Genomic DNA, 11254 nt, shown 5'->3' with positions numbered 1-11254 from the left:
ATACGCCTCACTACTATTGCCCGCCGATGGCCATCTCCGCGGCGCCAAACAGGCGATCCCGAAGACATCCGAAAACAGGGCGGTGACGGCAGGATATACGCGTCACATCTGCGCAAGACCCTGTCTGATCACCCATTCCATTGCCTCGATGGATAGCCGGAACTAAGGCCTCGCGGCACCGAGCACAGAGCTTATCCACCGGAAGAGTTGCCACTTTCGTACGCAAACACGTTCCTGACCGTATCGTAGTGACACATTAGCCAGGTTCTTACAATTAAGCGCAATCGGCATTCATTAAAATCCTAATGATTTCTTAACAAGACGGCCGCCCATCTGTTGAAAAAGCCAAGGAAATCAGCCGGTTTAGCGAGCGTTAACCATTTCCTCAGATTCCTGCATCTATTGCGTCGCGGCTTAAGCCGATGGCAGCGCCGCCGGCCGATGATCCACGTGTGCTCGAAGCCGTGCAACACGCACCGGCGAAAGCGGCACCCAATAACAGGAAACTGGCCCATGGCGGCACTCAAGATAGCCTTCGAGACACCGGACAATCCGGGAAGCTCTTCCTCGTCCTGCAGAAAACCCATCGACTTCGCCCAACTCGGCAGGCAGACAATGGGGGACAAGGAACTGGAGATCGAAGTTCTGCAGCTTTTCGCGCGCCAGGCGCGGCAAGCGGTAAGCGAGATCGCCGGCGGCGACGCCGATCGGCGTATCCAGGCGGCGCACCGGCTGAAGGGTGCGGCACTTGCTGTTGGCGCCGCCGATGTCGCTGAGGCCGCCGCCGCGATCGAGCGGAAACCGGCGGACGCCACCATTGCCGGCGCGCTCGGCGCTGCCGTGCTCGAGGCCGAGCTTTTCATTCTTAAGCTTTGCCGCTGACTCAAGTCCCTCTTTGTAGGACTTCCGTGTATTTGACGCCATTCGTGGCAGTGCCGACGAGCATGTGCCACGAGGCACGACCGGCTGTTGTTGACTGGCTGGCCAATTTGTTGGAAGAACGTGCCCTGAATTTGCGCCGTCGCCCGCCTGTCGCTGCAGGAACTTGCGTTGGCGGCCAGTCCTGCCAATCCATTCCGGAAAGAGAAATGACAAAACTTACGATCGTAGCCTTTGACGGCACGCGCCACGAACTCGATGTCGAGAACGGCTCCACGGTCATGGAGAATGCGGTTCGCAATTCTGTGCCGGGTGTCGAAGCCGAATGCGGTGGCGCCTGCGCCTGTGCGACCTGTCATGTCTATGTCGACGACGCGTGGGCGGCTGCCGTCGGCGCGCCGGAGGCTATGGAAGAAGACATGCTTGATTTCGCGTATGATGTGCGCCCGACGTCACGGCTTTCCTGCCAGATCAAGATGAGTGAAGCTCTGGACGGGCTGGTGGTCCATGTTCCGGAGCGCCAGGCCTGACCCCGAGCTTTCTGCAGCAGCCACTTCCGCTCAACGCACGACCGCAAAAAAAATGCCTCGCTGGTCGCATCGACAAGCGAGGCAAGGAGGGCGTATCGCAAGCAGATGAGGGAGGGAACATCTGTTGCACCAGGACACGCCAGGAGAACCTGTTTTTGCTTCATTGCTTCGCGTTATATGAAAAACGCTTCAGCAACGACGCAAACTCGAATAAGATCGTATACGAGCACAACGTCTTACTACCCATACATAGCTAAACGTCGATTTCGTCGAGAGGTTGAACTTTAATTCTACCGCTCACTTCATGGTATGAATATAGCTGAGTCGGCGCCCCACTGCCATCGTTAGAATTCGCCAATAAAATACCGTGGGTTTTGCGCAGCCGCCTTGCGCACTTCCAGGTTATAGTCATCCTGTTCTTGGGGGCGAGTTTTTGCTTCTTGAACAAAGCGACAGTCGCGCTTGTGAGTGGCGGCGTGAGGCGAGCGTAGAGCGGAGTGGGAGCGGCCTTAGCGCCGCTCTTTGATGCTTTCCAGCCGGTATTGCAGCAGCCGGATCATGCGGCGATCGAAGTTTGCGGCCTCCGTCCGGTCAAAGCGTGCCTGATCCTTATCGTGGCTTTCGACTTCGGCTGCGCTTGTTCGAGCCACTTTGGCCTGCATGCGCTCGCAATCCGCTTCCGGCTTCAGCGCCATAAACGCCTTTTCCATCTGGCGCGCGTGATTACGGGCGATCTCCGCATGCCGCTCCTCGTGGCGCTTTATGTCGCTCGCCAGGGTGTCCCAAACCAAAGCGAGGTCGCGCCCCGCCTGCTTGCGATATTTCCAACGCGGCAGGATGATGCGCGTGCTGAGCGTTACGCGCGCGGTCCCGATGGCGCAACGCCCGCTGCGGCTGACGTAGGTGATCGTGCCGCCGAACTTGATCCGTGTGGCTCCCGGGTGGCGCGCGCCCGTGCTTGTCATCACGGGGCCGGCCGCAGCAAGTGCCTTGTCGAGTTCGGCGGCCGTGCGGCCACCAATCGAGAAATAGGTGAAGGTCTTGCTGAACACAGTTTCTCCCGCGGCGCTGCCCAGCGGAAGGCCGACGAAGAACGCGACAAGCGCGGCTTTCAACGGAAAGCGTACTCGGTACATCGATGCGTGGTTCTCTTTGGTTGAACTTGGTTCAAGCTTGGGGCATAGCCAGCGTTAGCGCAACACAAATCGACCGGAGATGGCGTTCGGAGCGCTCGGAGTTACGTGAGGAAATCTTCGCAACCATTTGATATTGAACACGCTGAACTGTTCTTGGTGAAGCCAGTGAATATAACGCGCTTCTCCGCATCGCAGGATCATGGGAACATGACGAACAATCCATTTCAGATGTCTCGTTGGCAATTGGCGCATGGACGCAGCCTCGAACTCGGAACGCGTGGCGTTTTGATGGCGATCATCAACGTCACGCCGGATTCCTTCTCCGACGGCGGGCGTTTCGTCGACCCCGCCGCGGCCGTTGCCGCCGGGCTGCGCTCGGTCGAGCAAGGCGCGGAAATTCTCGATATCGGCGGCGAATCCACCCGTCCGGACGCAGAACCGGTAACTGCCGAGGAGGAGCAAGCGCGCATCCTTCCGGTGATCGCTGGGCTCGCTCGCGAAACGAGGGCGATCATTTCCGTCGACACCTACCGCGCCGAAACGGCGCGACTCGCCGTCGAAGCGGGCGCCCACATCGTCAACGACGTCCACGGGCTGCAGCGCGAACCGGCGATCGCGGATGTTGCAGCGGCAACGGGGGCAGGGCTCTGCATCATGCACACGGGCCGCGACCGGCAGAAGCTCGACGACGTCGTCGACGACCAGATTCATTTTCTGGATCGATCGCTGCAGATCGCGTCCGAGGCCGGCATCGCGCGGGAAAGGATCGTACTCGATCCTGGTTTCGGGTTTGCCAAGGACACGAATGAAAATCTCGAACTGATGGCGCGTTTCGCGGAGTTGCATCGTTTCGGCCTGCCGATCCTGGTCGGAACGTCGCGCAAGCGCTTCATCGGTGCGGTCACGGGACGGGATGCGCCGGCGCGTGACATCGGAACGGCGGCGACGACGGCGCTTCTCAGGGCAGCGGGCGCTGCGATTTTTCGGGTGCATGATGTCGCAATCAACAGGGATGCACTGGTGATGGCGGATGCTATGCTGGCCGCAAAGAACAGCTGACGGGACATGAAGCCATGACTGCGACCTACATCATCACTTTGAAGAACTGCGCTTTCTTCGCCCGCCATGGCGTGCTCGACGAGGAGGAGTTTCTCGGACAGCGCTTCTTCGTCGATGCGGAGCTCGAAGTGGAGCAGGGCACGGCTCTCGCGGAGGACTGCATCGACGACACCGTGCACTACGGCATCGCCTTCGCGGAAATCGAGAGAATCGTCACCGGCCGTCGGCGTTACCTGATCGAAGCGCTTGCGCTCGAGGTTGCAAAGACGCTTTGCGCTCGCTTCCGCCAGATCCGGCGGGCGAAGGTTTCCATCCGCAAGCCGAACGCGCCGGTCCCGGGCGTTCTGGACTACGTGGAAGTCACGGTCGAGCATGTCGCGGAATAACCCCTGGCGGCATGCGACGCTCGGTCTTGGCGGCAATCTCGGTGATCCGCCACAGGCGATGGCGGAAGCATTGCGCGCGCTTGACGCGAGACCGGACTGCAGGATCACCGCGGTATCGCGGCTCTACAGAACACCGCCATGGGGCAAGACCGATCAGGCCTGGTTCTTCAATGCCTGCGCCGCGGTCGAGACGGTGCTCGATCCCGAGGCACTGCTCGACACCTGCCTCGATATCGAACGGGCGATGAAGCGGGTCCGCAAGGAGCGCTGGGGGCCGCGCACGATCGACATCGACGTGCTGACCTTCGATGGCGTGAACTCAGCGAGCGAAAAGCTGGAATTGCCGCATCCGCGCATGACGATGCGCGGGTTCGTGCTGATGCCGCTTGCCGACTTCGCAGCCGACCTTTTGATAGAAGGACGAACGGTTCGCGAATGGCTGGGCAATGCCGATGTCACCGGAATTGAAGTGGCGGACGGCGACCCCGATTGGTGGCGCAAGCGCAACTGAATTTCTTAGGCAAATGAAAAAAGCCCGGCGTCAAGCCCGGGCTGTATGCAATTCATTTCGCCGTTGCTACTTGATCGAGCCGACCGCGATGTTGTCCATCTGACGGTTCAGGCTCACGCCGATGACCGGGACCATCGTCTCCTCGACCTTGACGGAAATCGTGATGTTCATGGTTTCCGCGTCCTGCAGCCGGGCGATCATCGCGCCATTGAGCTGCTTGCGGTTGATCCCGACCACGACCTTGTCCTTCGCAACGTTGCCGGAAACGACGTCGAGTCCCTTGCCGTCGGCGCCGTCGAGAAACTTGCCGGTATAGCCGTTGCCCTTCTGCGTGATCATCGCAGACATCGGCTGCTTGAAGACGCCGACCCGGCAGAAACCGTCGAGCTTGATCCCGACATCTTTGCCCGATGCAGGTTCGCCGGTGAGGTCGCAGGTGAATTTCGTACCCTTGTACTTGCCGGCCACGATCTCGCCGGGACCTTTCCACTGGCCGGCTACCTTCTCGAAAAAGGCCTTGTCGCGGGCGCCGGAAGACGCCGGCGTCGCAAGGCCGACAGTGGCGGCGAGCGCGAAAGCGGCAACGCCGCGAACAATCAAAGAAGGGCGCGAGAACATAATCGATCCTTGATGGGTCAACGTCCGAAACTGGTAACCACATTTGCGCTGAAATGGTTAACGGACGGTTTCTTTGTGGCTCATTTACATGCCAGTTTCCGGGTCGCGCCCACATGGAAGGACTGTTTGCGGCTCACGCGTGTCTCACCGGAAATTGCGCCATGCCCCGCGCAGACGTGTTCTTGAAACTCCATTGCCGCCCGTTACGTCATTGTCATATCGCGGGAGGGTCCCGAACATGGCGACAGCGATTGACAAGCAGCATGATGGCGCCGACCGACGGACGATCCGCCGGCATGGCCTCGCGACGCGGATCACGCACTGGACATGGGCGATCGCGTTGTTCTTCCTGCTGCTCAGCGGCTTGCAGATCTTCAACGCCCACCCGTCACTTTATATCGGCGAGCAGTCCGGTTTCGCGTTCGACAACAGCGTGCTGTCGATCCGCGCCGTCAGGGGAGCCGACGGCGAAGTGCAGGGTGTGACGACCGCCTTTGGTCGGCGGATGGACACCACGGGTTTTCTAGGCGTCAGCGGACCGAAGGATAGCCGTGCTTACCGGGCGTTTCCGGGCTGGCTAACGGTGCCCTCTTACCAGGATCTTGCGACCGGCAGGGTCGTCCACTTCTTCTTCGCCTGGCTGTTCGCCGCCACGGTCCTGTCGTGGTTGGTCGCGAGCCTCATCAATGGGCATCTGCGGCGTGATATCCTGCCGACCTTCTCGGATATCAGCGGCTTGCCGCGCAGTTTCGCCGAGCATCTGCGTTTCCGTTTTCATCTTGGCCGCTGTTACAATGGTCTTCAGAAACTCTCGTATGCCGTTGTTCTTCTGATCTTTTTCCCGCTGATGATCCTCACGGGGCTGACGATGTCGCCGGGAATGAACGCCGGCGCGCCCTGGCTAACGGAAATCTTCGGCGGCCGGCAGACTGCGCGCACCATCCATTTCGTCGTCATGCTGCTGCTCGTCGGCTTCTTTGCGATCCACATCTTTATGGTCCTTGCGGCCGGGCCGATCAACGAAATGCGCTCGATGGTGACCGGACGGTATCGCATCGACCCGGAAGCGACAGAAGGAGGACCCGAACGATGAGCCGGATCATCATCAACCGCAGGCGGTTTTTGACCGGCGCCGGTGTCGTCGCCTCGACGATCCCTCTGGTTGGGTGCGACGCGCTGGACGGCATGCTGTCGAATGGTGCGACCGTCCGCGAAACAATGGCCAGAGCGAATGACCTGACCTATCGCGTCCAGCGCTTCCTGATCGGTGCCGACAGTCTCGCCAAGGAATTTTCGGAGAGCGAGATTCGACAGGGGCAAAGGCCGAACGGCTCGACGGATCCGACGGACGCCACCTACGTCGCCCTTCGGGACGCAGCTTTCACAGACTACCGACTGGGGATCGGCGGGCTTGTCGACCGACCGCTGAGCCTTTCGCTCGACGAGTTGCGCAACATGCCATCACGCACGCAAATCACCCGGCATGACTGCGTCGAGGGCTGGAGTTGCATCGCCAAGTGGACAGGTGTTCCGCTCGCCGCCGTCCTGGATGAGGCGAGGGTGAAGCCGGAGGCTCGCTACGTTGTGTTTCGATGCTTCGATACGATGAATCTCGGCCTCTCCGGGGAGGCTGCCTACTACGAGTCCATCGATATGCTGGATGCGCGCCATCCGCAGACGATCCTTGCCTATGGCTTGAACGGCGGGCCGCTCCCGATCGCGAACGGCGCACCTCTGCGCCTGCGCGTGGAGCGCCAGCTCGGATACAAGATGGCGAAATACCTTCGCTCCATCGAACTCGCCTCCAACCTCGCGGCCTACGGGCAGGGGAAGGGCGGTTTGTGGGAGGACCTCGGCTACGACTGGTACGCAGGCATATAGCGCCGAACAGGGGCCGCAACCATCTACCGCCAACTCCTGCGATCAGCTCTCCGATCGTGATGCGCCAGGCGCAAGATCGGAAAGGAAATCACCGATTCCCGGTCGCTTCAGCGCGCGAAACGGCATGGGCCGGCAGAGGTCCATCGCCGCTATCCCGATACGCGCGGTCATCAGGCCGTTGATGACCCCCTCGCCAAGGCGCGCGGAGAGTTTGGATGCAAGGCCGTGGCCCAGGACCTGTTGAATAAGGCTGTCGCCGGCAGCAATAGAGCCGGTGACGGCAAGATGTGCAATGACGTCTCGCATCAGCCGCAGCATGCCGAGCGTGCCCGGCCGACCACCGTAGAGCTCCGCCATCGCGCGGATCATCCGCGCCGATTCGTAGAGGACATAACCGAGATCGACGAGTGCCCGCGGACTGACGGCGGTCACGATCGACACGCGCTTCGACGCCGCCAGGATAAGCCGGCGCGCCTCGCGGTCGAGCGGTGTCAGCAATTCCCGCTCGGCCAATTCAATGAGATGAGGACCGTCGATGATCTCGCCTTCGGTTTCGGCGAGTCGCGCCCGGCCTTTCGCCGTGCGGGGATTGGCGGCCAGCAGGTGGACAAGCCTTGCCGTCGCGGCACGGGCGGTCTTGGTGCTGGCCGGAGCTTCGCCGACATCTTTTTTCAACTGCTGTATCGCGGTGAGCTGCATCATCCCGAACAGTTCGCGCACGATGACGACCAGGAAGGCGAAGGCGCCGATCGCAACGACGGCGATTGCGCCGTAGCCGAGCCAATCCGCACGGGAAAAAAGATCGCGGAGCAGACGATCGACCCACAGTCCCAAGGCAAGCGAAAGCAGTATCCCCAATGCGCCCACGGCGACCTTGCCGAAGGAAAGCCGACGACGGCGCGGGCTTGCTTCCGGCAGGTTGAGCGCTTCGATCGCCGCAGTCGTCTCGATGAACGGGTCTTCGGCATCGGGCGTCATGACGACTTTGTCGCTGAAGCTAGCCGGCGCGCGCCGTTGCTGTTGCTGTCGCTCCGCGCGTTCGGCCTGTTCGTCGGGGTCGACGGAAAAGGCGGCGGGCCTCCGCCCGCGGTTCTTGAAGTCGTCACTCATGCCAGGCGATCTCCGAGCAGGAACTGCATCGCGCGGTCGAGCCGGATATGCGGCACCGAAAGTTTCAATCCGCCGCGCGTCTCTTCCAGATGCGGCGGGCGGAAGCGCACGAAATTCAGCTCAGGCATCGCGGGCTTCGCCTCCGTAGATTTCGGAGTTTGAGAACGACCATCCGTCGCCTCAAAAAGAACTTCAGGATCTTGCGGTAAGTCTCCAGGAAATATCGCTGTCTTTCTTTCTCCATCGAACATTTCGCCATTGATCCTCTCGCCGGCGATGGGCGTGCCGACGATGACCGGCAACGCGTGGCCATCATGGTTCACCGTTGCCTCGCGCGTCGCGCGGACGGATGCAAGCGCCATCACTTCCAGCCCTGCGCCGCTCATACCGATGCGTTCCGCGGCGCGGCTGACGAGCCGGGCGGTAATGCGTTCGAGCCGGTCGTGGCTCTCGTGGTGCAGGTGGTCGGCCTTGGTAGCGGCGATGAGGACCCGATCGATCCTGCGCGTGAACAGGGACGAAAGCCAGGAATTGGTGCCTGGCCGGAAGCAGGCGAGCACGTCGGCGAGTGCCTGTTCCAGATCGCTCAGCGCTTCCTGCCCGCGATTGATCGCCTGCAGGGCGTCGACGAGAACGATCTGGCGGTCGAGACGGGCGAAGTGCTCGCGGAAAAAAGGGCTTACGACATGGGTCTTGTAGGCCTCGTAGCGGCGCTCCATCATCGCCCAAAGCGACCCTTTCGGCGCCCGACCCGCGGGCAGATCGGGAAGCGGCGAGAAGGTCAGCGCCGGCGAGCCCTCGAGATCGCCGGGCATCAGGAAACGGCCGGGCGGCAGCGTTGAGAGGGATCGGTCGTCAGCCTTGCAGGCCTGGAGATAGGCCGTGAAGCTTTCGGCAAGCCGGCGGGCGCTGCCTTCGTCGGCTGCCGCTGTGGCGCCGCTCACCGATGCCAGCGCCAGCCATTCCCGCGACAGGCTCGCACGTGTACCGGCGCGCGCGCGCTGCACGGTGGTCTCGCTGAATTGCCGGAAATCCTGCGCAAGCAGCGGCAGGTCAAGCAGCCATTCACCCGGGTAGTCGACAATGTCTATCGAAAGCCGCCCGGGCGAGAACATCCGGTTCCAGCCGCTGGCGCTTTCGTAATCAAGCGTGACGCGGAGTTGCGAAATCGCCCTTGTCGAATCCGGCCATACCCGATCCCGGACGAGGGCGGCGATATGGTCTTCGTACTGAAAGCGCGGGACCGCATCATCCGGCTGCGGCTCCAGCCGCACCTTCGAGACCCGCCCGGATCGGATGGGTTCGAACACCGGCAGGCGACCGCCGTTCAACAAGTTGTGGACGAGCGACGAAATGAAGACGGTCTTGCCGGCGCGCGAGAGGCCGGTGACGCCGAGGCGGACCGCAGGATTGACGAGTCCCGATGCCCGATCGGCGAGATTGTCCAGCGCAATCAGGGCATCATCTTTGAAGCTGCTCAAAAGGGGCGCCAATTCTATCCGTTCCTCGGGATTGATCCGTCATTCAGCTTGCCGGCAACCATCAAAGAGCGCCGCATATATGTGCCAGCCGTCGTCGCGATATAGGAAATCTTTCCGCCAACACAACGCCGTAAGACTGATTTCGGCAATCGTCCTTCGGCTCGGGCGGGAGCTTTGGTCACGATCTACCCAATTCCTCCGGCGCGGCCAGCAACAATGTCGACAGCGTGGCCAGCCACCTGACGCCGGCGCCCGGAGGTGCTGAAAAGTCGATAACCGCCAATCCCGCCGGCGGATAGCCGTCCGCAAGAACCCTGTCCGCAGCCTCGTCGCCGAGGAGACGACGAAACAGCTCTTCGATCATCGGATTGTGACCAATGAGCATCAGCGAGGACAGGCTGGAATTTGCTTCGAGAAGCTCGGCGTAGACGTTCATCGATCCCGTATAGAGCGCATCGATGTAACGAATATCGATGTCTTCGCCGAGCGTGCGACGGAACGGTTCGGCGGTCTGGCGACACCGCACTGCGGTCGAGCACAGGATCAGATCCGGTCGGATGCCTTGATCGGCGGCGCTCTGGGCGATCAGCTCCGCCTCGGCATAGCCGATATCGTCAAGCGTGCGGTCGAAATCCCGCTGGCCCGGCAGCGCCCAGCCCGAGCGGGCGTGGCGGAGAAGGAAGAGGCGAAATGCCGGGGCGACGCGATCTTGCATATATCATCCGGGGGCGGCCTGGGCGCCCGAGGTTGGAGGCATCTCTCGGCCGGGTCCAGACGCGAGTCCGGCGAGACGGGTACCTTGTCCCGCTGTCGCAGCAAAGATCAAGCCGCCGGCCTAGTTTTTCGCGGATCGCAGCCCTCTTGAACTGACGCCCGAGGCGCACCAGATGTCGCAATCTGAAATGTCGCAGGCATCGGCCGGCGGTTCGCGGGCAGACCGGCCGAACGTAATCCGCGATCAAGATTTCGTGTGTAATTTTGATGAAATATTCGCCAGTTAGCCTGAAATGCAAGCATTGTTAAAATGCGGTCGAGTGTCTGGCACAAGGCTTGAATCGTAGCTTCCATAGGTCTATACACCGCCGCAATGAGATGTTCTTCAGGAGAATCGCGTTGAGTGAGAAGATCGATCTTAGTACCTTTGTTCTCTCCGAGGACGAGGAATTCATGAATGCCAACCACCGGGCGTACTTTCGTGCAAAGCTGAATGCCTGGAAAAATGATATCCTTCGCGAAGCCCGCGAGACACTGGACCACTTGGCAGAGGAGAGCGCCAATCATCCGGATCTTGCGGACCGAGCTTCTTCCGAAACAGACCGGGCCATCGAATTGCGTGCCCGGGACCGGCAAAGGAAACTGATCGCCAAGATCGATGCTGCGTTGCAGCGGCTTGACGAAGGCACCTACGGTTACTGCGAGGAAACGGGCGAACCGATCGGCTTGAAGCGTCTGGACGCCCGGCCGATTGCAACCCTCTCGATCGAGGCGCAGGAGCGCCATGAACGTCGCGAGAAGGTCTATAGGGACGAATGACGGATCCAGGATCTTCCTGATCTAAAAAAAACGGCGCGGTTATCCGCGCCGTTTTTCTTTGTTGCGTGCCGGGCCAGGATAGCGTCGAGTAGATCCGGATCGTCCTGATCGGCCGCTGGCAAACGGGAAA

At 61.0% G+C, this 11254-nt stretch carries 13 protein-coding genes; 8 read left to right on the top strand and 5 right to left on the bottom strand.

Going from position 1 to position 11254, the window contains the following annotated elements; all coding sequences use genetic code 11:
• Positions 1 to 513 precede the first annotated feature (513 nt).
• Together QN224_RS14765 and QN224_RS14760 are read left to right on the top strand one after the other, a co-directional pair.
• Positions 514 to 882: an Hpt domain-containing protein gene (locus tag QN224_RS14765; RefSeq protein WP_283977306.1), complete on the top strand. Its 369-nt coding sequence runs from the start codon at positions 514 to 516 to the stop codon at positions 880 to 882.
• A gap of 206 nt (positions 883 to 1088) precedes the next feature.
• A complete protein-coding gene (locus QN224_RS14760; RefSeq protein ID WP_173513229.1) occupies positions 1089 to 1409 on the top strand; it encodes a 2Fe-2S iron-sulfur cluster-binding protein in 321 nt (106 codons plus the stop codon).
• A 509-nt stretch (positions 1410 to 1918) separates the two neighbouring features.
• Here the strand turns inward: QN224_RS14760 and QN224_RS14755 are convergent.
• Positions 1919 to 2545, bottom strand: coding sequence for a DUF922 domain-containing Zn-dependent protease (locus QN224_RS14755; RefSeq protein WP_173513230.1), 627 nt, complete (start codon positions 2543 to 2545; stop codon positions 1919 to 1921).
• Between the two features lie 207 nt (positions 2546 to 2752).
• Here QN224_RS14755 and folP point away from each other — a divergent pair, with 207 nt between their 5' ends.
• Genes folP through folK form a run of 3 tightly spaced genes read left to right on the top strand, consistent with a single transcriptional unit; the run spans position 2753 to position 4501 of the window.
• Positions 2753 to 3604 carry a dihydropteroate synthase gene (folP, locus tag QN224_RS14750; RefSeq protein ID WP_283977305.1) on the top strand — a complete coding sequence of 284 codons (852 nt, stop codon included), beginning with the start codon at positions 2753 to 2755 and terminating at the stop codon, positions 3602 to 3604.
• Positions 3605 to 3618: 14 nt separating this feature from the next.
• Positions 3619 to 3990 (top strand): dihydroneopterin aldolase, encoded by a 372-nt coding sequence (gene folB, locus QN224_RS14745; protein ID WP_136505573.1) that lies wholly within the window; start codon positions 3619 to 3621, stop codon positions 3988 to 3990.
• Positions 3977 to 4501, top strand: a complete 525-nt coding sequence (gene folK / locus QN224_RS14740; protein WP_173513232.1) for a 2-amino-4-hydroxy-6-hydroxymethyldihydropteridine diphosphokinase — start codon at positions 3977 to 3979, stop codon at positions 4499 to 4501. Before folB ends, folK begins: the two co-directional genes overlap by 14 nt.
• A gap of 66 nt (positions 4502 to 4567) precedes the next feature.
• Here folK and QN224_RS14735 read toward each other — a convergent pair whose 3' ends face one another.
• Positions 4568 to 5119, bottom strand: a complete 552-nt coding sequence (locus QN224_RS14735) for a hypothetical protein (RefSeq protein WP_269283398.1) — start codon at positions 5117 to 5119, stop codon at positions 4568 to 4570.
• Positions 5120 to 5357: 238 nt separating this feature from the next.
• Here QN224_RS14735 and QN224_RS14730 point away from each other — a divergent pair, with 238 nt between their 5' ends.
• Together QN224_RS14730 and QN224_RS14725 are read left to right on the top strand one after the other, a co-directional pair.
• The gene (locus tag QN224_RS14730; protein WP_283977304.1) at positions 5358 to 6212 is read left to right on the top strand and encodes a cytochrome b/b6 domain-containing protein; all 855 of its coding nucleotides are present in this window, start codon (positions 5358 to 5360) and stop codon (positions 6210 to 6212) included.
• Positions 6209 to 7000 (top strand): molybdopterin-binding protein, encoded by a 792-nt coding sequence (locus QN224_RS14725; protein WP_283977303.1) that lies wholly within the window; start codon positions 6209 to 6211, stop codon positions 6998 to 7000. Before QN224_RS14730 ends, QN224_RS14725 begins: the two co-directional genes overlap by 4 nt.
• A gap of 42 nt (positions 7001 to 7042) precedes the next feature.
• Here the strand turns inward: QN224_RS14725 and QN224_RS14720 are convergent, their stop codons facing one another.
• The 3 genes from QN224_RS14720 to QN224_RS14710 all read right to left on the bottom strand — a co-directional run bounded on the left by QN224_RS14720 (position 7043) and on the right by QN224_RS14710 (position 10306).
• Positions 7043 to 8110, bottom strand: coding sequence for a TIGR01620 family protein (locus tag QN224_RS14720; protein ID WP_283977302.1), 1068 nt, complete (start codon positions 8108 to 8110; stop codon positions 7043 to 7045).
• Positions 8107 to 9603 (bottom strand): YcjX family protein, encoded by a 1497-nt coding sequence (locus tag QN224_RS14715; RefSeq protein WP_283977301.1) that lies wholly within the window; start codon positions 9601 to 9603, stop codon positions 8107 to 8109. The genes QN224_RS14720 and QN224_RS14715 overlap by 4 nt, the downstream gene beginning before the upstream one ends.
• 166 nt (positions 9604 to 9769) lie before the next feature.
• Positions 9770 to 10306, bottom strand: a complete 537-nt coding sequence (locus tag QN224_RS14710) for a histidine phosphatase family protein (RefSeq protein WP_283977300.1) — start codon at positions 10304 to 10306, stop codon at positions 9770 to 9772.
• Positions 10307 to 10704: 398 nt separating this feature from the next.
• Between QN224_RS14710 and dksA the strand changes: the two genes are divergently transcribed.
• Complete coding sequence (gene dksA, locus QN224_RS14705; protein ID WP_136505565.1) at positions 10705 to 11124, top strand: RNA polymerase-binding protein DksA; 420 nt, start codon at positions 10705 to 10707, stop codon at positions 11122 to 11124.
• Positions 11125 to 11254 lie beyond the last annotated feature (130 nt).

Source organism: Sinorhizobium sp. 7-81, assembly GCF_030124405.1.
GTDB lineage: Bacteria > Pseudomonadota > Alphaproteobacteria > Rhizobiales > Rhizobiaceae > Sinorhizobium > Sinorhizobium psoraleae.
The sequence above is the reverse complement of the archived record's forward strand: the minus strand, read 5'-3'. Positions and strand labels throughout refer to the sequence as shown.